Annotated in this window: 25 protein-coding genes and 1 tRNA gene; 14 read left to right on the top strand and 12 right to left on the bottom strand. The window is 42.9% G+C overall.

Annotated features, from left to right (window positions below; genetic code table 11):
* Window positions 1–586 precede the first annotated feature (586 nt).
* Entirely contained in the window at window positions 587–1,549 is a 963-nt protein-coding gene (gene glsA, locus ACWATR_RS27470; protein ID WP_460339213.1) for a glutaminase A, read from the top strand.
* 226 nt (window positions 1,550–1,775) lie between these two features.
* Here glsA and ACWATR_RS27465 read toward each other — a convergent pair whose 3' ends face one another.
* On the bottom strand, window positions 1,776–2,591 hold the full coding sequence (locus tag ACWATR_RS27465; RefSeq protein WP_460339211.1) for a DUF1838 domain-containing protein: 816 nt from the start codon (window positions 2,589–2,591) through the stop codon (window positions 1,776–1,778).
* Window positions 2,592–3,553: 962 nt separating this feature from the next.
* Between ACWATR_RS27465 and ACWATR_RS27460 the strand changes: the two genes are divergently transcribed.
* A complete protein-coding gene (locus ACWATR_RS27460) occupies window positions 3,554–4,756 on the top strand; it encodes a site-specific integrase (protein ID WP_460339209.1) in 1,203 nt (400 codons plus the stop codon).
* Between the two features lie 55 nt (window positions 4,757–4,811).
* On the opposite strand, the gene ACWATR_RS27455 is transcribed toward ACWATR_RS27460, so the two are convergent.
* Window positions 4,812–5,384 carry a hypothetical protein gene (locus ACWATR_RS27455; protein WP_460339207.1) on the bottom strand — a complete coding sequence of 191 codons (573 nt, stop codon included), beginning with the start codon at window positions 5,382–5,384 and terminating at the stop codon, window positions 4,812–4,814.
* A gap of 694 nt (window positions 5,385–6,078) precedes the next feature.
* On the bottom strand, window positions 6,079–6,570 hold the full coding sequence (locus ACWATR_RS27450) for a hypothetical protein (protein WP_460339204.1): 492 nt from the start codon (window positions 6,568–6,570) through the stop codon (window positions 6,079–6,081).
* Window positions 6,571–6,963: 393 nt separating this feature from the next.
* Here ACWATR_RS27450 and ACWATR_RS27445 point away from each other — a divergent pair, with 393 nt between their 5' ends.
* Window positions 6,964–7,392 (top strand): hypothetical protein, encoded by a 429-nt coding sequence (locus tag ACWATR_RS27445; RefSeq protein WP_460339202.1) that lies wholly within the window; start codon window positions 6,964–6,966, stop codon window positions 7,390–7,392.
* A gap of 112 nt (window positions 7,393–7,504) precedes the next feature.
* Here ACWATR_RS27445 and ACWATR_RS27440 read toward each other — a convergent pair whose 3' ends face one another.
* Entirely contained in the window at window positions 7,505–8,392 is an 888-nt protein-coding gene (locus ACWATR_RS27440; RefSeq protein WP_460339200.1) for a hypothetical protein, read from the bottom strand.
* A gap of 363 nt (window positions 8,393–8,755) precedes the next feature.
* On the opposite strand from ACWATR_RS27440, the gene ACWATR_RS27435 reads away from it, so the two are divergent.
* Entirely contained in the window at window positions 8,756–8,956 is a 201-nt protein-coding gene (locus tag ACWATR_RS27435; protein ID WP_460339198.1) for a hypothetical protein, read from the top strand.
* A 439-nt stretch (window positions 8,957–9,395) separates the two neighbouring features.
* On the opposite strand, the gene ACWATR_RS27430 is transcribed toward ACWATR_RS27435, so the two are convergent.
* From ACWATR_RS27430 to ACWATR_RS27405, 6 genes are all read right to left on the bottom strand, one after another.
* The gene (locus ACWATR_RS27430; protein WP_460339196.1) at window positions 9,396–9,671 is read right to left on the bottom strand and encodes a hypothetical protein; all 276 of its coding nucleotides are present in this window, start codon (window positions 9,669–9,671) and stop codon (window positions 9,396–9,398) included.
* Between the two features lie 29 nt (window positions 9,672–9,700).
* Window positions 9,701–9,850: a ribbon-helix-helix protein, CopG family gene (locus tag ACWATR_RS27425; protein ID WP_460339194.1), complete on the bottom strand. Its 150-nt coding sequence runs from the start codon at window positions 9,848–9,850 to the stop codon at window positions 9,701–9,703.
* Window positions 9,851–10,113: 263 nt separating this feature from the next.
* A complete protein-coding gene (locus ACWATR_RS27420; protein ID WP_460339192.1) occupies window positions 10,114–10,797 on the bottom strand; it encodes a hypothetical protein in 684 nt (227 codons plus the stop codon).
* Window positions 10,798–10,820: 23 nt separating this feature from the next.
* Window positions 10,821–11,051 (bottom strand): hypothetical protein, encoded by a 231-nt coding sequence (locus tag ACWATR_RS27415; RefSeq protein WP_460339190.1) that lies wholly within the window; start codon window positions 11,049–11,051, stop codon window positions 10,821–10,823.
* Between the two features lie 201 nt (window positions 11,052–11,252).
* Window positions 11,253–11,323, bottom strand: a tRNA-Cys gene (locus tag ACWATR_RS27410).
* Window positions 11,324–11,530: 207 nt separating this feature from the next.
* Window positions 11,531–12,121: a chromophore lyase CpcT/CpeT gene (locus ACWATR_RS27405; protein ID WP_181928984.1), complete on the bottom strand. Its 591-nt coding sequence runs from the start codon at window positions 12,119–12,121 to the stop codon at window positions 11,531–11,533.
* Between the two features lie 214 nt (window positions 12,122–12,335).
* On the opposite strand from ACWATR_RS27405, the gene ACWATR_RS27400 reads away from it, so the two are divergent.
* The 6 genes from ACWATR_RS27400 (at window position 12,336) to ACWATR_RS27375 (ending at window position 19,892) form a co-directional block, all read left to right on the top strand.
* Window positions 12,336–13,565: a tetratricopeptide repeat protein gene (locus ACWATR_RS27400; protein WP_460339188.1), complete on the top strand. Its 1,230-nt coding sequence runs from the start codon at window positions 12,336–12,338 to the stop codon at window positions 13,563–13,565.
* A gap of 293 nt (window positions 13,566–13,858) precedes the next feature.
* Window positions 13,859–15,388: a YifB family Mg chelatase-like AAA ATPase gene (locus ACWATR_RS27395; protein ID WP_460339186.1), complete on the top strand. Its 1,530-nt coding sequence runs from the start codon at window positions 13,859–13,861 to the stop codon at window positions 15,386–15,388.
* Window positions 15,389–15,902: 514 nt separating this feature from the next.
* Entirely contained in the window at window positions 15,903–16,919 is a 1,017-nt protein-coding gene (locus tag ACWATR_RS27390; RefSeq protein ID WP_460339184.1) for a YihY/virulence factor BrkB family protein, read from the top strand.
* 90 nt (window positions 16,920–17,009) lie between these two features.
* Window positions 17,010–17,567 (top strand): DUF421 domain-containing protein, encoded by a 558-nt coding sequence (locus tag ACWATR_RS27385; RefSeq protein WP_460339182.1) that lies wholly within the window; start codon window positions 17,010–17,012, stop codon window positions 17,565–17,567.
* A gap of 165 nt (window positions 17,568–17,732) precedes the next feature.
* A complete protein-coding gene (purB, locus tag ACWATR_RS27380) occupies window positions 17,733–19,028 on the top strand; it encodes an adenylosuccinate lyase (protein ID WP_460339180.1) in 1,296 nt (431 codons plus the stop codon).
* Window positions 19,029–19,340: 312 nt separating this feature from the next.
* Window positions 19,341–19,892 (top strand): DUF4126 domain-containing protein, encoded by a 552-nt coding sequence (locus tag ACWATR_RS27375; protein ID WP_460339178.1) that lies wholly within the window; start codon window positions 19,341–19,343, stop codon window positions 19,890–19,892.
* A 155-nt stretch (window positions 19,893–20,047) separates the two neighbouring features.
* On the opposite strand, the gene hemH is transcribed toward ACWATR_RS27375, so the two are convergent.
* Window positions 20,048–21,214 (bottom strand): ferrochelatase, encoded by a 1,167-nt coding sequence (gene hemH, locus ACWATR_RS27370; RefSeq protein WP_460339176.1) that lies wholly within the window; start codon window positions 21,212–21,214, stop codon window positions 20,048–20,050.
* A 93-nt stretch (window positions 21,215–21,307) separates the two neighbouring features.
* Between hemH and ACWATR_RS27365 the strand changes: the two genes are divergently transcribed.
* The 3 genes from ACWATR_RS27365 to ACWATR_RS27355 all read left to right on the top strand — a co-directional run bounded on the left by ACWATR_RS27365 (window position 21,308) and on the right by ACWATR_RS27355 (window position 24,569).
* Window positions 21,308–21,931: a class I SAM-dependent methyltransferase gene (locus tag ACWATR_RS27365; protein ID WP_460339174.1), complete on the top strand. Its 624-nt coding sequence runs from the start codon at window positions 21,308–21,310 to the stop codon at window positions 21,929–21,931.
* A 507-nt stretch (window positions 21,932–22,438) separates the two neighbouring features.
* Window positions 22,439–23,461, top strand: a complete 1,023-nt coding sequence (gene bioU, locus ACWATR_RS27360; RefSeq protein WP_460339172.1) for a (S)-8-amino-7-oxononanoate synthase BioU — start codon at window positions 22,439–22,441, stop codon at window positions 23,459–23,461.
* A 199-nt stretch (window positions 23,462–23,660) separates the two neighbouring features.
* On the top strand, window positions 23,661–24,569 hold the full coding sequence (locus tag ACWATR_RS27355; RefSeq protein ID WP_460339170.1) for an alpha/beta fold hydrolase: 909 nt from the start codon (window positions 23,661–23,663) through the stop codon (window positions 24,567–24,569).
* Window positions 24,570–24,657: 88 nt separating this feature from the next.
* Here ACWATR_RS27355 and ACWATR_RS27350 read toward each other — a convergent pair whose 3' ends face one another.
* Window positions 24,658–25,026, bottom strand: coding sequence for a BON domain-containing protein (locus tag ACWATR_RS27350; protein ID WP_460339168.1), 369 nt, complete (start codon window positions 25,024–25,026; stop codon window positions 24,658–24,660).
* 268 nt (window positions 25,027–25,294) lie between these two features.
* Between ACWATR_RS27350 and ilvN the strand changes: the two genes are divergently transcribed.
* Entirely contained in the window at window positions 25,295–25,813 is a 519-nt protein-coding gene (gene ilvN / locus ACWATR_RS27345; protein ID WP_069069184.1) for an acetolactate synthase small subunit, read from the top strand.
* The last annotated feature ends 189 nt before the right edge of the window (window positions 25,814–26,002 follow it).

The raw sequence follows: 26,002 nt of genomic DNA, 5'->3' as shown, positions 1-26,002 counted from the left end.
AGTGACGATACCCCATTCACATCGGTTCTAAAGGCTCGTAACTCTCCGTGTATTCTATATCACATCTTTTTTGAAGATTTCCTATAAGAACATAATATAACTTTAATTAAATAGCATCGGCATAAATGCTTAAAATCATTTATTTAATCAAATATTTAGATTTAACTATGAATAAGTCGTGATATGAGTTACATCTGAAATAACTATGTAAATTAGTTTGAGTTTAATATCTTGTTTCTAAGTTTTTTCTACTTACATTAATCATCACTTTTGTTCTCCATAACTAGACTTAGCTTAGTAATAAATATTACTTTTACGTATAGTATTGCTGAGTATAAAAAAAAGGAGGATACTCAACTTAATATTTTTCAGGATTAATGACTCAAAAGTTAAGAAAACTTCGCGATCGCTTGGACAAAAGATTTTATATGTATTAAAAAATACAATCTATATTTTCTGCCCTCAGTAATTGCTCAAGTATGATTTTTTAGAGCAAGCTGTTTTTGACAAAATCTTTGTAAATCTAGGGATGTACAGCTGCACCCCTACTATATATAGTGAGTATTTTGGAAATGCTATCAGCCTAATGACAAATCAAGGAGATTTAGAAATAGAACCATCGCCATTATTAGCTGTTCTCAACGAGTTGCATTCCCAGTACAAGTCGCTACGGGAGGGTGCAGTAGCGAAATACATTCCCGAACTGGCAAAGGCAAACCCAGACTCGTTCAGCATTTGTATAGTGACAGTAGATGGTCAGGTTTACAACGTTGGGGACTACGAACAACTTTTTACGATTCAGTCAATTTCCAAGGTGTTTGCTTATGGACTGGCCTTAGAAGATCATGGACGGGATTATGTTTTGACTAGAGTTGGCGTGGAACCGACAGGGGATGCATTCAACGCGATTATTTTGGATGAGCAATCGAAGCGACCTTATAATCCAATGGTAAATGCTGGAGCGATCGCAACCACTAGCTTAATTAAAGGTTCCGGCCCCACCGAACGCCTCAACCGAGTGCTAGATATGTTTCGGCGATATATTGGCCGGGACGTATTCGTTGACATTTCAGTTTTTACCTCAGAACGGAGTACAGGACATCGGAACCGCGCAATGGCACATCTGATGCTTAACTTTGGCATGATTGACCGGAACATTGAAGAGGCGCTGGATCTTTATTTCCAGCAGTGTGCTGTGATGGTGAATTGCCAAGACTTAGCAGTAATGGCGGCCACCCTTGCAAACAGAGGGATTAATCCCATCATCAAAGAACGGGCGGTAGATAAGCGTTACATCAAAGATATTTTGAGCGTTATGTATACCTGTGGGATGTATAACTTTGCAGGTGAGTGGGCTTACAAAATAGGGTTTCCGGCGAAAAGCGGTGTTACTGGCGGGATTATGGCAGTTGTACCCAATAAGATGGGCATTGGAGTTTTTTCGCCGTTGCTGGATGTGCGTGGTAACAGTGTCCGGGGGGTAAAAGTGTGTGAAGAACTTTCCCAACGGTTAGGTTTACATCTATTTGATTGTTCAGGTGAAGAGTGAATTGGGAATTGGGGATTGGGGATTAGGTTATTTCTCTAGTAGTTTGCCAACCCAAAAATGCGCTTGTGAGGACTGGGGAAAGGGTAAAGGAAAAAGGGTAAGGGATTTAAACCCTTTACCCATTCCCCCATTCCCCCTTCCCCTTTACCCCGCCAAGTGAACTTGGCGAACTACTAGTTGCCTTATCTGCTTGTCTCCAATCCCCAATTCAGCGATCGCCAAGAGGTTACAATTCTTCTGCTTGGGGAAGCGGGAAGATTTCACCAGCCAAGTAAGCTGGAAAGTGCTTTTGGAAGTATAACCAGGAAGTCATATCTTCTCCATCTATCAATTCTTTTGGGGCTTGTTTATATAGAGGAATACGGTTATTAATTTCGTCTTGCAGCAGTGGGGGTAGTTCTGTTAAACCATTGACTTTGCTGCCAACAGCACTATAGATCAATTGACCAGGGCGATCGCCCATTTTCATCCAGGGAAGCCATTGACCAATGCGATCCCAACTAAGTTTTAGTTCAGAAACTGATTTAAGTGCTGGATTGAATAAATCTGCGGTTGGCACAGTTAATTTAAACAATTCCGCCGCCTGATAAATTGGATTTGGGCTATATTCAGCAAATTTGCGATCGTCTGCTAGGGGGTTGGGGTAATAGGGAAATATATCAAAAACAAAGGTTGTGCTATCACCATCTACTTGTGCGGGGAAATTTCCCTCAAACTTTCCCTGCACTGGATTATTGGCAACGTGAATCACCGGAACTGTCTCGCCTGTCCAAGGATTCTCCCATTTTGATAAAACCTCATCTGTTTTTGGGTTGAGGTAGTAAGTTAATTCCCTGGAAGTAAAATCCCAACTACCCTCTGCTGTGGGAATACACCGGCTAACACTCAATCCCAGGATCTTAAACAGAAGTTGTCTTTTTTCGCCGGGGATAAAGGCATAAATTTTGCCTTTCCAAATCAGGAAAGTCGATTCGCTAGAGTCGAGGGAAGAACGAGTTTTAACCCAGTGCTGCGCTTCAAGTTCTTGGATTTGGGCAACCATCTAAAGCATCCTTAGTATTTGGATAACAAAAGAATAAGCTATCAGGATTCAAGTTGCATCTTTAGGATTTAGGGAGTGGACGCATCTAAATATAGATAATCTTACACCTGCGATGCTTTTGGGATGAACTCTTGTGATGATCGTACCTTCGATAAAGATTTAGAAGCAACGGGAATAAGCGATCGCAATTTTCATTCCTCTAAAACTGGATGATGTATTGAAATTGAGCTAAAAAACTTGCAATATACCCTGGGAATGCTTGATATTTAATCGCTAACAAGGGAACTGCGATCGCAGATCATACTCTGGTATTTCTCCTTAGTGCGATCGCCCAAACCATAACATTCTGTAATGCTGGTTGAATACTGCAAAATTCAAATTGCTGTCAAAAAAATTATCAGGAAAGGCAGAGGGCAGTTACCCTTCCAACTTACCCCAGAAATACCTATTGGGGTAAAAACCTCTACTAGTACAGCACGGCGTAAATAAACCACCCATTCCCAATCAACAAAACCCTTACGCTGTCTTCATTTTTAATTTTTAATTTTTAATTCCGCCTTGCGGTACTAGTCTGTCAAATTCATTTTGACGGTTAGAGAGACGCGATAAATCGCCGTCTCTACAAGGAATTTATCCATCAATTATTTATTGACAGACCACTCCTTACATTTTTACCCCAGTTTTACCCCAGTTCTTTACCCAAAATTACCCCAAAAATATTGAAAGGCTCTGGAAATAAGCCCTATGACTCCCATTAAAAAAGGGCTTTAAAGCCCTGTAACACTTATTTATCAATAAAGGCGGCACCCGGATTTGAACCGGGGGTGGAGGTTTTGCAGACCGGTAGTGTCTACCTTTTAGCCCTAAAAGTGCCCATGCAGTCAACAATATAGCAATAATCGCTTGACTTTGAATATCAAAATGAATATCATCATAGGGAGATAGAGGTTAATGATATTCAGATGGGTATAGCCAAGACAGCTAGGACAGCCAGGGGTAATGTAGGTGTTGAGGAGTTCCGGGGTAAGTTTAGGCTCCGACTACCTCGGTCAGTAACACCACAGGGTAAACAAGCATTCATCAGCACTGGGTTAGATGCTAATGAGATTAATCGGCGGCGTGTAGATTCAGTGGCTAACTGGATAGAGGAAGAGATAATCACAGGGCAGCTTGACCCAACCCTTGAGCGATACAAAGAGAAACTAGAGAGCTATAAGAAACCTCAGTTAACCCTGGTTAGCCCCAGGACTCCTCAGACAGACATCATGGGGCTATGGGAGCAATACTGTGCATATATGAAACCACAGCTAGCCTCCACCACATATCGGCGCGATTATGCCAGAAAGTACACTAATCATATTAAGGGGCTACCTACAAAGGACTTAACCCAGGCGATCACAATCAGAGATCACCTGTTATCCCAGCTATCCCCTAATGCTGCCAAGAGAGTACTAACTTACCTAGCTGCCTGCTGTAAATGGGCTATGGGGTCAGGACTGGCTAAGGATAATCCATTTGCCGGGATGTCAGAGGATATCAAGCTACCTAAGCATGATTCAGATGCCATCGACCCTTTCAGTAAGGCAGAAATGAATATCATTATCAAAGCATTTGAGGATACCCGGCCCCACTATGCCCCCTTTGTCAAGTTCCTATTCTGGACTGGTTGTAGAACAGGGGAAGCGATCGCCCTACAGTGGAAACATATAAACTCTGAATGCACACATATTAACTTCTGTGAATCCTATGATAGCCAGTTAAATATTAGGAAAGGGACTAAAACTGGTAAGGCTAGAAAGTTCCCCTGTAATGCCCAAGTTAGGGAACTGTTGTTATCCATTAGACCCCAGGATATTAATCTAGAATCTCAGGTGTTCACTAGTCCCACTGGGGGAATAATCAGTAATACCCGATTCTCTACTCAGGTCTGGAAGGGTGGTAGGACAAGTAATAAAAACTACAATGGGGTTATGCAAGGGTTATTAGATGCTGGTAAAATAGAGCGCTACCGATGCCCCTATAACACCCGGCACACCTTTATTACTTTAATGCTGGCTGAGGGGTTAACAGTCTCCACAGTAGCTAAGTTAGTTGGTAACAGCCCTGAGATAATACTGAAGCACTATGCGGGTAATACAGTGCCCTTGACTCTACCAGAACTTTAGTAAACTGGTTAACCTATGAAGAACCCCTGGAATGATCCGGGGGTTTATTAGTTGTTTATACCTCTCTAATGAAGTCTAGCCAGCTATCCAGGGGTTTAAATAAATGCCTGGGGACTGCGTAGGATAACTCCTGGGACTTGACTCTTAGCCAGCTAGTCTCTCTGGTTAGCCTATCCGCCTCTGTTACCCTGGCTTCCCCCGTGGTGCGATCGATGGCAACTATGAAGTGAACAGGGAACTTGTATCTGGCCCATCTGGTTGTAATACCGCCTACCAGTATGTTATGGTTTTCAAAGATGCCTGATTTGGACTTGACCTCTAAGTTGTAACCTTTGCCATTGTGGATAACTCGGATGTCCCTTTGGTACTTTGAGTACAAGTCTTGGGCTAGCTTAGACTGACTCCGCGATCGCCAGTTATCCGGGTCAGCCCTGTAACTCCCATAAACCGCCCTGTGGGTCATGTGGTGGTCTACTTGATAAACTCGGTCTAACCCTTGAGTCTTCAGATGCTCAGTTAGGCTATATTCCCATGAGTTACCACAGGCTAACCGGGATTCCCATGAGTCCCTGAAATAATCAGAGTTTCTACTAGCACCATTGAGCGCTAGATGTGTTATAATGGACATACAAGTTATTTAAAAAGATAAGTGTTTTATTGATCGCCCTGTGGGTAGCTGGTAACTACTCATAGGGTTTTGCATTATGAGGTAATGCTTATGTACTCTTATTCAGTCAAATAACTAAAAGCTTGTTTTCCGGCTTTTACTGGGGATTCTTGTAAAGCCGTAATATTTACTACTAGAGTCACTAAAGTCCCAATGCGTCTAGGTGCAGCTAAATGACCCTTGAAATCCCCAGGATGCTTACAGGGTAGGGATAGTTACCTACAGCTTCCCAGTTCACTTCAGTTGCACTCTGGCGATCGCTAGGTTTCCAAAGGAGCCAATAGAAAGCGATGTTTTGTCGCTTGGAATCCTCTGGTAATCAGGTAGGCAAATAAGAGCCTCCGAAGCTGCCAAACACTTATTCTGTAAGGCTTTGTAGGTAGTAAAATGGCACTAGGAAAAACAAAGCCTCCAAATCGCTACATGGCTTGTCAGATAAGGCTTTAGCACTCGGTAAATACCGGATAATCTGGTAATAAGTTCGGTATCCCTTGGTTAGTGATGAAACATCACTAATGGCGATCGCAGGGCTACAAGGGGCTACAGGGGCATCAAAAATCCCCTAGAGGCGTTTGTGTCTCTAAGGGATTCTAGGGGTATTCTGAGGTATTCTGAGGGATTCCATAGGGTTTACTCAATCATCGGGTAGATTTCCCTAATCATTCCCGTTGTGCGACTGGTTGCTCCAGGTATCATCAGGAAGCCCCATTGATTCCTCTAGGCTTCCAATACTGAAGGTTACATGAGTCACCGGGTCAGGCTGGTCATACTGTAGTCGGTACTTCAGAAGCCCCGATGCAGTCTCGATCATTTCTCGTAGTGCCCTAGCGGTACTTAAGTCGCCAGTGTCCTTAAAGGAATCACTCAGGACATCCACAGTATACAAGGTGGTCTTCAGTAGCCCCTTGAGTTTGTCTGAGTCCGATAGGTCATCATAGCTGTTAGGGTCTACTGGGGCAGTTAGGGTAGCCTTGGGTAATGTCTTATCCTTATAGCCATAAATCTGCCTAGCTGTTACCTTATGTCCTCTGGCGACTAACCATTTGGCGATCGCTGGTGCTGGGATGCTTTTAGCTAGCTGTGCGTCTACAGCTTCCCTGATGTCATCTGGTAGCAACTCGACTACACAGGATTTCTTATTAGCCATTACTTGACCCTCCGTTGTGCCCTAGATGCAGCTTTTTTGCGCTCTAGGACTTTTATGAGCCTCTGTCTTTGCTCAGGGGTCAGTAGGCGGTATATGGATTTCTGTCTAGGTGTAGCTGCCTTTAGAATAGCTGGTAACTGGGTCATTGGTTATCCTTGGGACTTTGGTCTTGTCTGTATACTCATTTAGTCCTTAAGGAAGTCCCTTTGAGGTACTTTGTGGCGATCGCAGGGATATAAGGGGAATATGCACTTTTAGGGGATTATTGATTATGGAATAAGGCTTCCTTATATGCCCCTATGTGGACATAGTGGGTTAACCTAGCTAATATTAGGTATGTCTTGGTCTAATCAAGTACCTAATAAAGCTAAGTAATAAGAGAACACTAAAATCATGCAAGTTTATTTAAATATTCCTACATCAACTAATAAGGGAGTCGAGGTAATACTATTGGAAAACCTCACCAAGCGGCAAATCCTCGATCGCCTTGAAGACCTCATCAAGAAAGAGCATAGTTACCACCTGACCACCGCAGAGCCAACCAATATCAAGTTTGACAGAGAGGAAGCTAGGTTCTTAGTAACCCTTAATGAGTACCTAGAGCGCGAGAACATCGCAGTATCTAAAGGCGATTTCCACCTGTTAGCCGTAAGGGTAGCTAAGTTATTTGTGGAAACTTATGGTACTAAGCCGCGTCGAGTGAACCGTAAAGGCCCAGCAGGTGACTATAAGAACAAATCCTATGCATATACTGATGACCAGTTACACATTATTGATGAAGTCCTAAAGACCATCCCTCATGTAAAAAACCCTAGAAAATAACCAAGTGACCTCTGTGGTTTCAACTACTATTTTAGCATTTCTTAAGGTGACTGTCGAGCCTCAAATACTTATTAGGTAGGGATTATGGGCTACATGGGTAGCCCTGTCCTTATTAGTTGGTTACTTTAACTTTTGAGGCATAGTCGATGGCTCGGTAGTAGCCCTTCTTCATCCAGATGTTAGTATTAGAATCTTTAATAAAGCGCGTCCAAACTCCCTCAATATTAATGTCTAACCCAATATGGGTCGCTAGTTCTTTGTGGGGGATCTCGTAAGTCTCGTGTAGATATTCGGGGGTTATATCGAAGACTAAATCCTCTACAAGTTCCTCATCTTCACTTGCCTGATATCTGTAGGGATCTTTACCTCTACCTCGGTTAGCTGCGACTTCTTCTTCTTCTGCTGCCCAGACTTCCTTATCATAACCCCAGTTACCTAGTGGGCTGCGGAAGTTACCATCTGGGCTTATATCCATCTCTTCTATGCCGACTTCTTCAATCCAGAAGGATTTTCTGCCTGTCTTGGTCTTACCTTCTCTAGTGATGATACCTAAATCCGGGTGGTATCTGTAGGTGTCAGTTCGCTTGCTGTTGTTGGCGCTCCATTGTTGTTCAATGGCATAGCTGGCATTTAGTATTGAAAATCGGATAGTGGATTGCTTGGTTACTTCATGACCTACCTTAAACTGATGCTCTGGCTCCTCTTTTTTCTTGGTTAGTTCTTCCCTGATGGCTCTGTTTTCTTCACTAAGTTTATGAATCTGACCCTGTAGCATATCAAGGGCGTTCTGGATGTCTAAGGCTGCCTCTGTGATAGGTCTGTTACTGTCTAGTTGTTCTTTGATTTGTTGTGCAGCATCTAGGGACTGGTAGACCTTGCCCGATAGTGAATCCTTAATCGCGTCTATGATGAACTGGTGTTTACTTGAGCCAGTTGTTTGTATAACTGCCTTGATCTGTTGTTCTAGTTCTTCAGTCAATCTAAGAGTCATGTTAGCCATTTTCTATCCTATCCCCCACTTATATTTGGTATGATACCATGATACCATGTTATATATAATCTGTCAGATCGGGGGTGGTATCTAAGGTTAGTTGTGAAACCCTTGCTGTACTTAGGTTTTACTTTCACCCCCCTCTGTTGGATGGTATGATACCAGATACCACTAAGAAATAAATCATAGAAATATCCTATGGTTACTATAGAGTTGTATCTATGGATTATTAGTGCTTTACTGGAATCCTTATTTTATCCCCCTCTTAACTGTGGTATGATACCAGATACCATAATCTAGATATCGCAGGATAAAAATGACATTCTAAAGATATCAGGGTATAATGATATATAGTTATATAGTTGAATGATTATGAAAAAGTACACAACATTACTCAGACTCCCAGAAGATGTTAAAGGGTTACTAGAAGCCGCCAAAGCTATTACAGGTAAGTCTCAGCATCAACTAATCCTAGAGGCTATTCAAGAGGCTCTAGGGGGCTATCCAGCCGCCCAGCTTACCATTTTAGACAGACTAGATAAAATAGAGGCTCAACTATCCGCATCAGAGTAGCCATTAATACTTATACTATCCCTACTTATTCCCAGGTAATACCTGGGTTTTCTATTTGGTATCATATTTTATGGTATCTGGTATGATACCATTAACAAGAGAGAGATAGGATATTATTAGATATTTTAGAGGTATTTAGAAGTATTTAAGGTATCTGGATATTCTTGATGGTATCTGGTATCATCCCAGGGTAGAGAGGGGGATAATACAAGGATTCTAGATTATCCTTATCTTGATACTAAAATAGTGGTATCTGGTATGACACCACTAAAGAGAGGGGGATAGAATAGAAGTTTGACTGATTAGGGTTATTAAGAGTCATTATTAGTTTCTTTGGTTATTTGAAAGTCATTATTTAAATCCTTGGGTTATCTGTGTACTTTGAATACTCCTTTGGTCTTTGGGGCAACTAGCTGGTTACTGGTTGCCTTTTTGATGTCTAGGGGTTCTCTAATAGTCCTAGTGCCCTAGCTTCATCGAGGGTCGCTAGCATCTTCTCCCATTCCTCAAGCGCCCTATAATCTTCCTCCTCAAACTTATAGAACCAATCCCAATCTTCAGGGTTATACATGGGATACTTGGCTTTCATTTCATCATCAGATAACTCAAATGAGAGATCCTGCCAGAACTCAGCCCCATCATAGGTAGGGTTTACTTTCGCTAGTTCCTTTGCCGCCTTGGTCATCTCGGTCATTTCTGCTACTGAATAAGCCATTTGTCTGTTCCTTGGGTTGGTTAAGTATCTTAGTTGTTGTTCTCAAGGTATTGAGCGATCGCTTCCCTAATAATCTCTGAGATGGGCTGCTGTCTTTTATCACCCAAAGCTACCAACTTTGCTTGTGTATCCAGAGATAATCTGAGTGTTTGCTGTGCGTTCTGTCTTCTTACTTTCATCGGTGTATCCCTCTTGTCTTACTCATATATATATTGTCAGATCCAACTTGATACTAAATAATGGTATCTGGTGTCATACCAAGCAAGAGGGGGAGATAGGATAGAAAGTTAACTTAATCGCCTTTGATATGGTGGGGTTAACCCTTGTACAATCATTGTGGTATTTTAGGCTGACCTAATACACCCCTAGAAACCATAAAGAATCCCCAGTAGCCTTAAGACACTGGGGAGGATATTTAAGGATATTAAATGCTCTGTGCGTTCTAGTAAGCCCCAAATAAACCTTGGAGATAAATAAGGTCATCGACTGTTAAATCAGCCGCATCAGGTAGTTCTACCGGGTTAGTCTGAGACATCTTATTTACAGCTACAAGCCCCTGAACATACAGAGGAAATCTATCAGCCAAAGTAGCCTCGCAAGGTAAGTAAGTTGGGTCTTCAAAGATGGAATCAAGGACAACATCAAACCATTCAGAACCGCCCAATGGGTCAAAGTCTGACCCCTCTTCGCCGTGTAGGGTAGTAAGGATAGCTTGATAAAGTTCCTTGGGACTATTAAATGACTTTGCATTCCAGGTCAAGCCCCCGTTGCCAAATCTGGCGGTCTTTGATTCAACCCCATAATGCTTATGAGACAACATGGAAATAACAGAGGAAACAAATAACTCTTGGGCTTTTTGTTGACCATAAATGTTAAAAGTTCTTTCATAGACAGCCCGGTAAGTCTTAGAGTCCAAGTTATTATTCTCGATGGACTTCTGAACTAATAAGTTAGCTGTTCGGCTGGTCAGTTCTTGACTCTGTTGGCGCTTCTGTCTAGCTTGTACCGCCTCAGCTTCCTTAGCCTTTATTTCTGCTAACTTGGCATTATATTTAGCTTGTTCAGCCTCCAAATCGGCTCTTAGGTTAGCCAGAACCCCATTGGTATCAATATTAATCTGTTCCATTATTTTAGTTCCTTCAGTAGTTCTTAGTAGTTATCTTGGTTAATCAAATGCTGGGCTATGAAGTTAATAACCTGAGTCTGTTCAGTCAGGGAAGCTTCTATGCGTTCTAGGGCTTTCGTGGTCTTATCTTGGCGATCGCTGAGGTCTTTAATGTCCTTCCGTAGTTGCCTGAAGGATGAGGTATCGGATTTGGGCAGCCATTGTAAGGTTATTAGCTTTTGAAAGAGATTTGAGCTTACTGAAGATATGTTCATCGAGGGTTACAGGTAGTTTTTTGTTTGCCATAAAATGCTCCGTATATAAATAAGAATGTCAAGTTGGATATTGGTCTGGATATACTAAATCAGTCAAATAAAAAACCTCCTGGGGTTAACCAGAAGGCTTTGAATATCACTTTGAATATCAAAAAAGCTTTTTATTTGGTTTTTGACTGTCCTAAAAGGCTGAAAGCCTTAAGGCGGCACCCGGATTTGAACCGGGGGTGGAGGTTTTGCAGACCTCTGCCTTACCACTTGGCTATGCCGCCACAGCGGGATTCCCGGAACTACTCTAATCTTTTTAAGATATTTTAGTAGACATTGGGCGCTAGTTAAACCATGATAGCATAGGATTCTGAGGTAGAGATAGTGGGTTAACTGGATGTTTCTAGTAGTCTTTAGGCGATCGCTAGAAAATCCTAATGACGGGTTGACTATCTGCACAAATAACTCTTAGCAGATTAGAGTTATGAGTTTTAAACTTTTACTTCATCAGCAAAATTACTCCAACGGACAAAGTGAAAGGGGCCGGCGATAGAACCCCAGAGACGCTCGTCGGTGTCTAAATCTCTTCCCCTATCGAGGCTGAAAAATTCTTTAGCGTCAATCTCAAATTCGTTATCCAGATAAGTATTTTTGCCGTCACGTACAACTATGCAGCCTTTACCAGGTTCAACTCTGCCTTTGAAGCTCTTACCTGTCCACTCTACAATCATGTTGCAACCTGACATTTTTTCCAATTGCTCAACAGACAACTCTTTGAGGCGTTCGGGTTCACGAGATGCACCGTAAAATTTTTGTTCTTCTTTAACGGTGTAGTGTTCAATAGCAATGTGGTTTTCTGCCTGTATCAAATTCATTACCCGCATCCGGTAGGGTTGATTGAGCATAAAATCATAAGCTTGTTCGAGAAACAAACTTACCCCTGAGAACAATTCCAAGGGAAGAGGACGGATACAGACGCGGATATGGGCATAAAAAGGTGGATTTTCAAAAGCTTGTTCTTGATTGCTAAAGTCAGCTGCCATCCAGCGGGCTAGGGTGGCGATATCAGTGGAATGAGTCATTACAAAACGATTAACTAGTTGCTTAAAAATTATCTAGAATTATTTTGACACTTTCTCGACTCAAAAATCCCGGCTGCGATACCTTTGGTCGGCTTTGCCTACGCAATTATTGAATTAGATATAAGATGGATGCTCTAACTGTAAAAAATCAGGATGCTTTAGATGAATCGTAGAATTACCTTATGTAACCAACTCAAGGCAAAGTAAAGTACCCATGCTGAGGCGCTTAATTGTAATCGTTACTGCCACTATACTCTTTAGCAGTTCCTTGACGCTGGCACAGAGTAAGAAGCCCAAACCACCGGATAAATTTCCTCCTAGTCCTCTTGAGATTACCACACCTGATCCACTGCTACCGCGATCGCCTAAAGATAAACAGCCGTTAACTCTCCAAGAACGACAAAAGTTAGAGCCAGCATTAGATGCGTTAAATCAAGAAGCTGCGGCGAAACTGCAAGCAGGGGATAAAGTAGGGGCGTTTGAAATTTGGAACCGGGAATTACGCTTGCGGCGATTTTTTGGTTCATTAGCAGAGGTGCAAGCACTATCACGAGTTGGAGCGATCGCTTGGAATCAAAATGACGGACAAGAAGTACAATATATTACTCAACGATTGCAAGCGATTCAAAAGCAGACCCAATCTCAGAAAACAACTGCCCCAATTGATTTAGAATTGTGGCGATCGCTAGGTCAAGCTTATCAAAATGTGCGATCGCCTAAACTAGCTCTGGAAGCTTACGACCAAATTTTGCTAGTAATACGACAGCAACAAGATACAACAGCCGTCGTAGAAACCCTCAAAATAATTGGAGAACTGCATTTGAGTTGGTTTGATTATCCCAAGGCTGCGCCAATCTACGAAGAATTATTGAGTTTAGCTACTTCTCAAGGTGAGCGTGTCAATGAGGTAACATATCTACAACGACTAGCTTACATCTACGAGCAGAGCCAACAACCACAGCAGTCATTGAATGTACTTAACAAACTAGTAGAAATTTACATCAATGAGAATAAGCTTACTGAAATACCAGAATTAAAACTAGCGATCGCCTCAGATTACGAACTTCTAGCCAAGAAAGATCCTAACTTACTGCTAGAAGCTTTTAACAATTATCAAGAAGCTTATACCACTGCTTGGCAATTACAGGAGTATGCTCGTGCCGGTGAAGCTTTGCAGAAGCTAATTGCGCTGTACCGTTCTCAAGGACAAACAGATGAGGCTTTGCAGGCTAGCCAAATTCTTGTGCAGACACAGACGCAAGCTGCCAACTTTTACGGAATGATGCAAGCTTATGACCAAATTGGGCAATTGTATCTAGAACGCAAAGAGTTTCCTCAAGCACTAACAGCTTTTCAAAAAGGGTTAGAACTGGCGCAACAACTCAAACATGAGGAAGCATACTTTACCGGACAAATTGAAAAACTCTCGAAAGCAAATTTTTAATTGATAAGTAGGTGGGTGTAAATAAAGTTAACTGGTGAAGGTCGTTATTTGTCATTTGTCATTTGTCATTAGTAAGGGTTTTAGGCGTGTTTACTTTTAGTAATATAGTTTAGTTTATTTCCACCTACCTACTTACTACAGTTTGGCAGTAGTGCCAAACTAAGACTGCTAATGAATTGGGAAGCCTACACTTACTGCAAGCGGTAAGTGAAGAAATCGTCTATGTGGTTTCACTAATGCCAATCTATCAACTCATTTGCTAGAGATTTGAAAGGTTTACTCTTATATAAGAAATGCTTGCTAGAGTCTGGAGTGCATCAATTGTGGGCATCGATGCCGTTAAAGTAGGCGTGGAAGTCGATGTGTCAGGGGGATTACCGGGAATTGTTGTCTTGGGACTGCCAGATTCAGCGATTCAAGAATCAAGAGAAAGAGTTAAAGCAACTTTGAAAAATGCTGGCTTTGCCTTTCCGATGCGAAAAATAGTAATTAATTTAACTCCGGCAGATTTACGCAAAGAAGGCCCCTGTTTCGATTTGCCTATTAGTGTGGGAATTTTGGCGGCTTCGGAGCAAGTTAGTGCTGATTTATTGGGGGATTATCTATTTTTGGGCGAAGTCTCTTTGGATGGCAGCTTACGCCCTGTGGCTGGTGTATTACCGATCGCAGCATCTGCCCAAAAGATGGGAATTGCCGGTTTAGTTCTCCCTGCTGATAATGCCCAAGAAGCGGCAGTAGTCGAAGGCTTGGCTGTTTTCGGCTGCAAACATTTGTCTGAGGTGGTGGATTTTTTAAATAATCCGGGGCGTTACAAACCTGTACAGATGGATAGTACAACGGAGATAACAAAAGAATCTTACCCTGGCGCAGATTTGCATGATGTGAAAGGACAGGCTCACGCGCGTCGTGCTTTAGAAATTGCTGCGGCTGGTGGGCATAATCTAATTTTTGTCGGGCCGCCCGGTAGTGGCAAAACGATGTTAGCAAGGCGCTTACCGGGAATTTTACCGCCTTTGAGCTTTGCCGAATCTTTGGAAGTGACTCGGATTCATTCGGTGGCTGGTTTACTGAAAAATCGTGGTTCATTGGTACGCGATCGCCCTTTTCGCAGTCCCCACCACTCGGCATCTGGGCCTTCTCTTGTGGGTGGTGGTAGCTTCCCTCGTCCTGGAGAGATTTCATTATCTCACAGAGGTGTACTTTTTTTAGACGAGTTGACAGAATTTAAACGAGATGTTTTAGAATTTCTGCGTCAACCTTTAGAAGATGGCTACGTCACAATTTCCCGCACCAAATTATCGGTAATGTTTCCCGCACAGTTTACTTTGGTAGCGAGTACTAATCCTTGTCCATGCGGTTACTATGGCGATACCATCCAACAATGTACTTGTTCTCCCCGCCAACGCGAGCAATATTGGGCCAAACTTTCTGGGCCATTGATGGATCGAATTGATTTACAAGTTGCAGTGAATCGTTTGAAACCAGAAGAAATTACCCAACAACCTACCGGAGAAGCATCAACATCAGTCCGCGAACGGGTTCAACAAGCAAGCGATCGCGCCATTACCCGCTTTCAAGGAGAAGTAAATCTGCGTTGCAATGCCCACATGCAAAGTCGTCATCTCCAGAAATGGTGCAAACTAGATGATGCTAGTCGGAATTTATTAGAAGTTGCAATTAGAAAATTAGGTTTATCGGCAAGAGCTAGCGATCGCATTCTCAAAGTAGCACGGACTATTGCAGATTTAGCGGCAGAAGATGAGCTAAAAACTAATCATGTAGCGGAAGCAATTCAATATCGCACAATCGACAGAATGCAATGAAAGGTTGGTAATACCAATTTGAAAAAAGAATGCCACAAATAGACCATTTGTAGAGACGCGATTCATCGCAATACTACTCGGGTTTTGCATTTTGAACCCAAAGTTTGGTTTTGGGAAAGGGTTACTGGGTTTGGGTTAAAGGTTTTTAATTTCCCTTTCCCCCCGCCCCTTATCCCCAGAGGGGACCCCACCTTCCCCTTTAACCCTTAACCGACAAGTATTGCGATTCATCGCGTCTTTACCCAAGGATGTGTTGCAATCATTAATTGAATTGGTATTAGAAAACAATAAGCTTGGGTTAAGGGTTATTGGTGTAGATAATTGGTCTTTGAAGACGCGATAAATCGCCGTCTCTACAAGTGTTTTGGTCTTATCTGAACTGTATTGCACTATAAAATTCTAAATTCCTCCTCCAGAGTACTGCATAAACTCCCTTGGGAGGATGTCACCACTCAGTCAATCAGTATCCAATATATCAGGGACTAAGCAACATCCCTAGAAGGAGACTGATTGGATGAATTTGCAAGCAATTTGGGAGCTTTTCCAAGAGACGTTTAAAGAATGGAGTGAGGATAAAGCCTCACGGTTAGCGGCGGCGTTGGCTTACTACACAATTTTTTCTATTGCACCATTGCTAATTATTGTAATTGCGATCGCAGGGGCAGTATTTGGAGAAGAAGCGGCAAGGGGTCAAATCGTCGGACAGATTCAAGGTTTAGTCGGTCAAGATGGTGCAGAATTTATCCAAACAGCTATTAACAATGCTAACAAACCACAAACAGGAGCGATCGCTTCTATTATTAGTGTTGTAGTTTTGCTCTTAGGTGCTACTGGTTTATTTACTGAGTTACAAGATTCCCTCAACACGATTTGGGAAGTGAAACCGAAACCTGGACGCGGCGTAACTAACATTATTCGCCTACGCTTTTTGTCTTTTGCAATGGTGATCGGTATTGGTTTTTTACTGTTAGTTTCTCTGGTAATTAGTACAGCCTTAGCAGCATTAGTAACATACTTTAGCAACTTGCTACCAGGCCTCGATTTTATCTGGCAGATTCTCAATTTCATCCTCTCTTTCGCCATCACTACATTCCTGTTCGGACTCATTTTTAAAGTCCTACCAGATGTCAAAATTGCTTGGAGTGATGTTTTAATTGGAGCCATGCTCACCTCCTTTTTATTCTCCATTGGGAGATTTTTATTAGGACAGTATTTAGGTAATGGCAGTTTTGGTTCCGCTTATGGTGCAGCTGGTTCATTGGTAGTAATCTTAGCTTGGGTTAACTATGCCGCACAGATTCTTTTCTTTGGTGCTGAATTTACCCAAGTTTATTCCAGAAGATACGGCAGCGGCATAACTCCAACTAAACATGCCATCCCTATATCTGATAACACGGAATATAATGGCACGGCTCCAAAGGGGCAATCATCAACTAATAAAAAGCCATTTTCTCGCTTGATGAATCGTTTATTCCAGTCTTTTAGAAAGCCCAAACGCTTACAACAGAGAAGAAAAAATCCGCGATTTTAATCAGTCTCAAACCCTGACTTAAAGCCTGTTTTAGGTAAATAACCTTATACTGGATTTTTCCAGAATTCTATTGAACCAGGGAGAAAATCAGTGCTAACGGAAAAATGGTTTTTCATCGATTGGCAGGCAATTTTTGTTCCTAGCATCAGCGTCTTTGAGTTGATTATCCGTGGTTCGTTGGTCTATTTAGCGCTGTTCTCGGTGCTACGTGTCCTTCCTAGCCGACAACTAGGAACACTAGGAATCACTGATTTACTCGTGGTTGTGCTATTTGCTGAAGCTGCCCAAAATGCTATGGCAAGTAATTATACATCGATTACTGAGGGTGCTATCCTGGTAGGAACTGTGATTTTTTGGAGTTACTTGCTGAACTGGTTAGGCTACAAAATACCCCAATTCCAACGTTTTATGAATCAGCCACCACTGCTATTGGTAAAAAATGGTCGGATGATTGAGCGTCATTTGCAACGAGAGTTAATTACAGATGATGAATTGATGAGCAAGTTACGTCAGCAAGGTGTAGAATTTCTAGCCGATGTGAAGTTTGCATATATGGAAGCTGACGGCAGGATTAGTATCATCATGTCAGATGCAAAAACTAGTTCCGTCCCTAAGCAAAAAGTAGCATTAAAAAGTGATCTACATTAATTAGACTAGACTTCTTGCAAAAGTCGGGGGAAAGGGTAAGGGGGAAAGGGTAAAGAAACTCAAAATCCTTTCCCTTTAACCTTTACCCTTTTCCCTAAAAGTGAAAAAACATATTTTTGCAAGAGGTCTACTGTAGAATATGACGGTTGTATTCTGTGCCGAACTGTGATTGAGCGTTATACTTTGCCCGAAATGGCTAATCTGTGGAGTGAAGCCTATAAACTAAAAACTTGGCTGGAAGTCGAAATTGCTGTTTGTGAGGCTCAAGCTGAACTTGGTTACATTCCATCTGAGGCGGTTGAGGAAATTAAAGCCAAGGCAGATTTTGACCCGAAGCGGGTACTGGAAATTGAAGCTGTAGTCCGCCATGATGTCATCGCTTTCTTGACAAATGTCAATGAATATGTTGGTGATGCCGGACGTTATATTCACCTTGGTTTAACTAGTTCGGATGTTTTGGATACGGCTTTAGCATTGCAATTGGTTGCCAGCCTGGATCTATTATTGCAACGTCTGGAAGATTTGATTCAGGTAATTCGCCAAAAAGCACGGGAACATCGTCATACAGTGATGGCTGGCCGATCGCATGGTATTCACGCTGAACCGATTACTTTTGGTTTCAAGCTAGCTGGTTGGTTAGCAGAAGTGTTGCGACACCAAGAACGCCTGAGAATACTCCGCCAAACGATCGCTGTGGGTAAGATTTCTGGTGCAGTGGGAACTTATGCAAATGTTGAACCCCGTGTAGAAGCGATCGCTTGCGAAAAACTTGGACTCGAACCTGATACAGCCTCAACCCAAGTTATTTCTCGCGATCGCCACGCCGACTACGTGCAACAATTAGCTTTGGTAGCCGCATCCATCGAACGCTTTGCTGTAGAAATTCGCAATCTGCAAAAAACAGACGTTCTGGAAGTTGAAGAATTTTTCGCCAAAGGTCAGAAAGGTTCCTCAGCAATGCCACACAAGCGCAACCCCATCCGTTCGGAACGGCTGACCGGAATGGCACGACTCGTCAGAAGTCATGCCGGTGCAGCTTTAGAAAACGTTGCTCTATGGCATGAGCGGGATATTTCCCACAGTTCTGTAGAACGGGTAATTTTGCCAGATGCTTGCACTTTGACCCACTTTATGTTGTCAGAAATAACCGACTTGGTAAAAAACCTGTTGGTCTATCCTGAGAACATGGAACGGAATCTCAACTGTTATGGCGGCGTTGTCTTCAGCCAAAAAGTACTACTGGCTTTGATAGACAAGGGAAGCAAGCGAGAAGATGCTTATGCGATCGTTCAAGAAAGCGCTCACGCTGCTTGGAACAAAGCAGAAGGCAATTTCCAAGACTTGATTAGCAAAGACCCGCGTGTTACTCAAAAGTTGTCTCCAGAAGAACTAGAGGTCTGTTTCGACCCCCAGCAACATCTCCAGCATTTAGAAGAAGTTTACCAACGATTGGGAATTTAGGATTAATTTGCTTGTAGTGAGCGCTTAAGCGCTTGCTACTAACTTGTTACCCAAAAAATACGCAGATATTACAAAAAAAGATATATATGACTCTTATTTGATTTTAAAAAAAACACCTTACAACTCAAAAAGCCTTCTTGCCTATTGCCTATTGCCTACCCACGCAAGTAAGTTCAAAAATCAAAGCAGATTCCTATATAAAGATACCAACAACATTTAGTATTGCAATCTGTTTAATGCTGGAATTATTGCTCACAGTGGGTAGTATATAGAACAAATACTTACTTATTTATTAGTGTTAACAGTGCTTTGATGATTGAAATCCTAGCCACACTTTCTGCATCTGCCGCAGCAGGAATGAGAATAGGCATACCTTTGCTAATTATTGGACTATTGCAGGGTAGTAACTTATGGTCGCAAGTTCCAATTTTATCCCACATTTCTCCACCAATATTATTAGGCTGCCTCACCAGTTGGTCATTAATTGAATTATTAGTCTCAAAAAAGCTATGGGGGCAAAGATTGCTCCAACTGATTCAGTTATTTATGTCTCCCCTCGTGGGCGCAATTATGGGGTTAGGAGTAGCTACCGCAACAGCAACGCCAAACTGGCTGATTGCCATAATTGGGGGTTTGCTAGCTTTGGTACTCCAGTTAGTCCAAGTTGGTTGGTTCTATCGGTTACGTGGCTTACCGTTGTGGGCAGTATTTCTTCAAGATACCTTGTGTATTGCTCTAGTGCTTTTTGCCTTTGATGCTCCTTGGCAAGGAGGAGTAATTGCTTTAATACTGCTCTGGTTTGCAGTTCGTAGTGCTAAACAGTGGTATGGCTGGTATCACAAGGGTAAAAGGCGTAGGGCATAGGGCATGGGGCATGGGGCAAGCAGAGAAGTATAAAGATCAGGCTTTCTTTGATGGCTACGTCATCCCCAACGGGGTACAGAAATTGTTATAACGGAGACGCTATGCAAACGGAAGGACAAAGGAAGATTTTTCCAATGCCCAATGCCCAATGCCCTTTATTGCAAAATTCCAATCATGTGCAAGAAGCCGTGACCGGTAATCAGCTCGATGATTAAGGCAATAAAACCGAGCATAGCAATCCGACCATTCCATACTTCAGCACTAGTCGTCAGACCCCATTCCCAACGCTCTTGAGGGTACATCTTTACCATTTTTTTCATTTGAGCAGCTTGGGAAAGCTTGAAACTGGGGTTTCTCAGCGCATCAATCACTAATTCGGCTAGCGCATTAATAAATACTGGATGGGTATTAGGAGCCGGTACGCGACGGAAGTTGTGAATTCCTGATTCTTCGGCTACTTCCCGATACTCAATATCGATTTCTTGTAGTGTCTCAATATGCTCTGAGACAAAACTAATTGGCACGACAACCAAATCTTTCACGCCTTCTGCGCCTAGTTCTTTGAGAGCATCTTCAGTATAGGGTTGGAGCCATTCTACTGGGCCAACACGGCTTTGGTAAGCTAAGGTGTGGGCATTGGGCCGATTGAGAGTCTGCATAATCAACGCAGTACATTCTTCAATTTCCGCCTGGTAAGGGTCGCCTGCTTCCTCAACGTAGCTTTTCGGAACGCCGTGAGCGCTGAAGAATATATGAACCTCATCCGGGTTAGGGAATTGCTCAAGTTCCTGGGCTATGAGTTGCGCCATTGCTTGCAGGTAGCCTGGTTGTTTGTACCAAGAAGGAATGACTGTGTAATCAATTGGTTGAAGTTTTGGGTCTTCTTGCCAAAGCTTTTCTAAAAGCCGGAAGCTGGAACCACTGGTACTGATAGAAAACTGGGGATATAGTGGTAATATTACCAGGTGTTCTACGTTATCTTGGCTGATCTGTGCGATCGCCTCTTCTGTATAGGGATGCCAATAACGCATTCCCACATAAATATTAACTTCTTGCCCCAAAAAACCTAACTGTTCTTTTAAAGCTTCACCTTGGGCTTCTGTGATCCGCCGCAATGGTGAACCACCACCGATTTGCTTATAATTTTCTTGAGATGTTCTGGTTCGCCGCGTGGCAATAAACCAGGCTAGGGGTTTTTGCAACCAGCGAAATGGTAGGCGAATAATTTCCGGATCGGAAAATAGGTTGTATAAAAACGGCCCGACATCCTCTAGCTTATCGGGGCCACCGAGATTGAGTAATAAGACGCCTACACGACCCATAGCAGTTACTTTCCCCCAATCTTTTCAGGTTTTTTACTAATGTTAACAATATATCTTTATTAAATATAAAGCTTAATAGCAAGGAAATATGCAATGGCAACAATTTTAAGAGATTGGAGTTACCGCTATCAGTGGTTATATGATGGTATCTCTCGTTTAGCAGCCTTAAGTGTAGGTGGTGAAGCTCGTTTTCGGCAACTTGCTTTGCAAGGCTTAACAATTCACTCAGATACTCACATATTAGATTTGTGTTGCGGCAGTGGTCAAACGACGGAATTCTTGGTAAAAATTTCACAAAATGTAACAGGGTTAGACGCCTCACCCAAGTCTTTGCAACGGGCGCGGCAAAATGTACCCTTAGCTTCATATATAGAAGCTTTTGCCGAGGAGATGCCATTTGCAGATAATCTGTTTGATGTAGTGCATACCAGCGTTGCATTACACGAGATGCAGCCTCAGCAATTACGAAAAATTATTAATGAGGTTTATCGGGTGCTAAAGCCAGGAGGGATGTTTACGCTAGTGGATTTTCATGCTCCGACAAATCCGATATTTTGGCCTGGGGTATCAGTGTTTTTGTTGTTGTTTGAGACGGAAACAGCTTGGGAATTGCTCAAAACTGATTTAGCTGAGTTGTTAACTAAGACTGGCTTTGATGTAGGTAAGCCAACTTTATATGCAGGTGGTAGTTTACAAGTAATACAGGCGAAGAAGTGAAAGTTGAAGGAGGCAGGAGGCAGGAGGTTTTACGGCGTTGCTGAATCAAGGGATAATTCTTGTAGGGTGGGCCGAAAAGCCACTGGTGTCAACTTCAGCCAAAAATAGCGTACTGATTGGGTGTTGTTCACCCGCCAGGGATTGTAAATCCCTGGCGGACGTGCGGTTTCGCGTTAAGTTGACACCAGTGGCTTTTCGGCCCATCCCACAAAACTAGCAAAATCATCCCGCAAATATGTAACGCCGGTTTTACCTCAGTTGGGGATTCAGACTCCTTCTGTTGGGAGAACTACCAAATTAAAAATTTGGTCGGGGTCTTAAACCCAAGACCTGTCTGGTCGCGGCAGGAAACAGATAAATATCTGCAATATCAAGCCAAAGAACCCAGGATAATGAATCATAATTAATCTCTATAGCTTTGAGCTATCAGCCATCAGCCACCAGTTAAAAGCCGGAAGCTGAGATGCAGAGTGTCAAAGGCTTTTGATTCAACTTAACGAATTGACTATGAATTCTGAACAAATCAAAAATTCTCTAAATATTTCACCAGCGATACGCGTGGGAGTACTGGGTTTCGGCGGACTCGGACAAGCAGCCGCCAAGGTAGTTGCTGGCAAACGGGAAATGATTTTAGTCGCAGCAGCAGATCAAAAAGGCTACGCTTATGCTGCTGACGGTTTAAATACTGAGGCATCCATTGCAACCTATCAATCCGAAGGTTCGGTGGGTTATTTAGAGCCAGTTGGTACTTTAACAAATCAAAGTATTCAGGATTTAATCGAAATAGCTCAACCTGTAGATGGGTATTTTTTGGCTTTACCCAACCTGCCAAATGACTTTATTCCCACTGTAGCCAAGCAGTTTATCAAATCTGGTTGGCGTGGGGTATTAGTAGATGCGATTAAACGCACCACTGCTGTAGAACAACTCCTCACGATGAAAGAGGAACTGCAAGCCGCTGGAATTACCTACATGACAGGATGTGGTGCTACACCTGGACTACTAACAGCAGCAGCAGCTTTAGCCGCCCAAAGCTACGCCGAAATTCATCAAGTTGAAATTACCTTTGGGGTGGGAATTGCTAACTGGGAAGCTTACCGCGCCACTGTTCGAGAGGACATCGGCCACATGCCTGGTTATACAGTGGAAACTGCTAGGGCGATGACTGACGCGGAAGTAGAAGCACTACTAGATAAAACTAATGGTGTACTGACATTGAAAAATATGGAACATGCTGATGATGTGATGTTAGAAGTGGCAGGGATCGTAGGGCGCGATCGCGTTACAGTTGGTGGTGTAGTCGATACCCGCAATCCCAAAAAGCCCCTCAGCACCAATGTGAAGGTAACAGGACGTACCTTTGAAGGGAAGATTTCTACCCATACTTTTACTCTGGGAGATGAAACCAGCATGGCAGCCAATGTCTGCGGCCCTGCCTTTGGCTATCTCAAAGCTGGTAGACAATTGCACCAACGCGGCATCTATGGAATATTCACCGCTGCCGAAATTATGCCGCAATTTGTTAAGTAAATAGGGAATGGGGACTGGGTACTGGGGACTGGGTACTGGGGACTGGGTACTGGGTACTGGGGACTGGGTACTGTTAAGGTAGCTCTTTATTTAATTCCTAATCCCCAATCCCTAATCCCCAATCCCCAATCCCTAATCCCCAATCCCCAATCCCCAATTCTTATAATGGGATTTCAACGCTGATGAATCGGAGGTAAGTGTGACCACTACGCTACACTGGCAGGAACGGGTTGGTAATCAAAGAGATTGGATTTGGCGCGGCTGGCAAACCCGCTATACTTACATTCGCCCTAGCCAAAATCACCACAATACAACACCCCTAATTCTGTTACATGGCTTTGGTGCTTCCATTGGTCATTGGCGACATAATTTAGAGGTGTTGGGTGAGCATCACACAGTTTACGCCATCGATATGCTGGGTTTTGGCGCTTCTGAAAAAGCCGCAGCTAATTACAGCATTGAACTCTGGGTAGAGCAAGTTTACGACTTCTGGAAAACATTTATCCGTCAACCAGCAATATTAATAGGCAATTCCAACGGTTCACTGATTTCTATGGCCGCCGCTGCTGCCCATCCTGATATGGTGGGGGGTATGGTGATGATGAGTTTACCAGACCCGTCATTAGAACAAGAAGCAATTCCTCCTGTACTACGCCCACTCGTCAGAGCAATTAAAAATGTTGTCGCTTCGCCGTTAATACTTAAACCTGTGTTTAACTTCGTCCGCCGTCCTGGGGTTCTGCGCCGCTGGGCTAGTCTTGCCTACGCTAACCCAGAGGCGATTACCGATGAACTGATCGAAATTTTAGCAGGGCCTCCCCAAGACCGGGGTTCTGCCAGGGCGTTTAGTGCTTTGTTCAAAGCTGCGATCGGAATTAATTTTAGTCCCAGTGTCAAGACAGTGTTACCAACATTAACAATTCCGATGCTGTTAATTTGGGGACAAAAAGATCGGTTTGTTCCGCCAGCCCTTGCTAGCCAATTCGCCCAGTACAACGAGAAACTGGAAGTGCTGAATCTAGAGGATGTAGGGCATTGTCCCCATGATGAATGTCCAGAACAAGTTAACCAAGCGATTTTGGATTGGATTGAGAGATGGGTTGGCTGATCGCCAACCGTTGGTTATTCCCTAATATTCCCTAAATATTATGCAATGGGAGCGATCGCATCACTAATACCTTTAAATTCTTTGACACCTAGCCAATCGTGGCTTGGTTAGTGTCAACATCTGTAGTGCCATGCACAGAATTAGCCACAGAAACCATCTTATTAAGAATTTCTTGACTAGGAACTTTACCTTTCAATACTACAGTGCTACCCGTTTGAGCTACCCAAAGGGTGTTAACATCATCGAGTTGGGGATCTTCATCAAATGCCAACGCTACCCGCTTTGCCAACCCACTTTGGTCGTATTCCCCGTTTAATCCCAGACGTTCTGGGGGTATAGATTGAGTAGCAGTAGGTGCAACGCTAGTACTTGGAGCTTGCGGTATTGCCTGTGCAGTCGGATTTACTTCTGCATTTTGAGGTTTTTCCATTCCAAACAGTCTTTTTAACCAACTCATATAAATTTTCTCCTATTACAGACTTATCAAACGTAAGTATAAAGGCTTTACAGAAACGCGGCATCTGCCAATGAAAAGATATACATTCCATTCAATTCATGCTGGGAGTATGATTTCTGTCCAATTTATCTTTAGAGAATGCAATGAGTGCAACCATTAAGTTTAAAATAGAAGGTCGCACTAACAATTTAGTGCGGTAGTACCTCTAGCGTAGCCCTTAGCTAGTGTCTGCGTTACTCAATTCCTGCTCTAGCCTCTGTTGGCGAAGATGAAACATACTCTTTCGGTTCTTGTAGAAGATGAGGCGGGTGTTCTTTCCCGCATTTCTGGTTTATTTGCGCGTCGCGGCTTTAATATTGAAAGCCTTGCTGTTGGCCCTGCTGAACAAGGAGGAGTCTCCCGAATTACGATGGTTGTCCCTGGTGACGATCGCGTTATCGAGCAACTCACCAAGCAACTGTACAAGTTAGTCAATGTCCTAAAAGTACAGGACATTACCGAAACTCCTTGCGTCGAGAGGGAATTGATGCTTTTGAAAGTCAACGCTAGTAGCAGCAATCGCTCAGAAGTGATCGAACTGTCTCAGATTTTCCGGGCGCGAGTCGTAGACGTGGCGGAAGATTCTCTCACCTTAGAAGTTGTGGGAGATCCAGGTAAAATGGTAGCGATCGTGCAGGTGTTGCAAAAATTTGGTTTGAAAGAAATCGCCCGCACTGGCAAAATTGCCCTAACTCGTGAGTCGGGCGTGAATACTGAGTTACTCAAATCTTTGGAAGCAAAGGTTTAGTTGGGAATTTAAATCAAGACTCAGAAATACTCAACAGCAACCACATAAATCAAACATAGTAGAAGTCATAGTGGCAATTGTTACTATGACTTCTGCTTTGAGAACTGAAAAAAATAAATATCCTCCTTAAGAGAATACGCTTGGGTTAAAACTTAATTCTCTCTAACCTTAAAAAGGAGGGAATTAGAA

This window comes from Nostoc sp. UIC 10890 (assembly GCF_054786515.1).
The sequence above is the reverse complement of the archived record's forward strand: the minus strand, read 5'-3'. Positions and strand labels throughout refer to the sequence as shown.

Excerpts from the sequence above, each read along its gene's own strand:
- ACWATR_RS27420 (WP_460339192.1), bottom strand. The coding sequence starts at position 10,797 with ATGGAACAGATTAATATTGATACCAATGGGGTTCTGGCTAACCTAAGA.
- ilvN (WP_069069184.1), top strand. The coding sequence starts at position 25,295 with ATGAAACATACTCTTTCGGTTCTTGTAGAAGATGAGGCGGGTGTTCTT.
- ACWATR_RS27430 (WP_460339196.1), bottom strand. The coding sequence starts at position 9,671 with ATGGCTTATTCAGTAGCAGAAATGACCGAGATGACCAAGGCGGCAAAG.
- ACWATR_RS27445 (WP_460339202.1), top strand. The coding sequence starts at position 6,964 with ATGCAAGTTTATTTAAATATTCCTACATCAACTAATAAGGGAGTCGAG.
- ACWATR_RS27435 (WP_460339198.1), top strand. The coding sequence starts at position 8,756 with ATGAAAAAGTACACAACATTACTCAGACTCCCAGAAGATGTTAAAGGG.
- glsA (WP_460339213.1), top strand. The coding sequence starts at position 587 with ATGACAAATCAAGGAGATTTAGAAATAGAACCATCGCCATTATTAGCT.
- bioU (WP_460339172.1), top strand. The coding sequence starts at position 22,439 with ATGAATTCTGAACAAATCAAAAATTCTCTAAATATTTCACCAGCGATA.
- ACWATR_RS27405 (WP_181928984.1), bottom strand. The coding sequence starts at position 12,121 with ATGACTCATTCCACTGATATCGCCACCCTAGCCCGCTGGATGGCAGCT.
- hemH (WP_460339176.1), bottom strand. The coding sequence starts at position 21,214 with ATGGGTCGTGTAGGCGTCTTATTACTCAATCTCGGTGGCCCCGATAAG.
- ACWATR_RS27350 (WP_460339168.1), bottom strand. The coding sequence starts at position 25,026 with ATGAGTTGGTTAAAAAGACTGTTTGGAATGGAAAAACCTCAAAATGCA.
- ACWATR_RS27425 (WP_460339194.1), bottom strand. The coding sequence starts at position 9,850 with ATGAAAGTAAGAAGACAGAACGCACAGCAAACACTCAGATTATCTCTG.
- ACWATR_RS27460 (WP_460339209.1), top strand. The coding sequence starts at position 3,554 with ATGGGTATAGCCAAGACAGCTAGGACAGCCAGGGGTAATGTAGGTGTT.
- ACWATR_RS27455 (WP_460339207.1), bottom strand. The coding sequence starts at position 5,384 with ATGTCCATTATAACACATCTAGCGCTCAATGGTGCTAGTAGAAACTCT.
- ACWATR_RS27390 (WP_460339184.1), top strand. The coding sequence starts at position 15,903 with ATGAATTTGCAAGCAATTTGGGAGCTTTTCCAAGAGACGTTTAAAGAA.
- ACWATR_RS27465 (WP_460339211.1), bottom strand. The coding sequence starts at position 2,591 with ATGGTTGCCCAAATCCAAGAACTTGAAGCGCAGCACTGGGTTAAAACT.
- ACWATR_RS27415 (WP_460339190.1), bottom strand. The coding sequence starts at position 11,051 with ATGAACATATCTTCAGTAAGCTCAAATCTCTTTCAAAAGCTAATAACC.
- ACWATR_RS27365 (WP_460339174.1), top strand. The coding sequence starts at position 21,308 with ATGGCAACAATTTTAAGAGATTGGAGTTACCGCTATCAGTGGTTATAT.
- ACWATR_RS27375 (WP_460339178.1), top strand. The coding sequence starts at position 19,341 with ATGATTGAAATCCTAGCCACACTTTCTGCATCTGCCGCAGCAGGAATG.
- ACWATR_RS27400 (WP_460339188.1), top strand. The coding sequence starts at position 12,336 with ATGCTGAGGCGCTTAATTGTAATCGTTACTGCCACTATACTCTTTAGC.
- ACWATR_RS27395 (WP_460339186.1), top strand. The coding sequence starts at position 13,859 with ATGCTTGCTAGAGTCTGGAGTGCATCAATTGTGGGCATCGATGCCGTT.
- ACWATR_RS27450 (WP_460339204.1), bottom strand. The coding sequence starts at position 6,570 with ATGGCTAATAAGAAATCCTGTGTAGTCGAGTTGCTACCAGATGACATC.
- ACWATR_RS27440 (WP_460339200.1), bottom strand. The coding sequence starts at position 8,392 with ATGGCTAACATGACTCTTAGATTGACTGAAGAACTAGAACAACAGATC.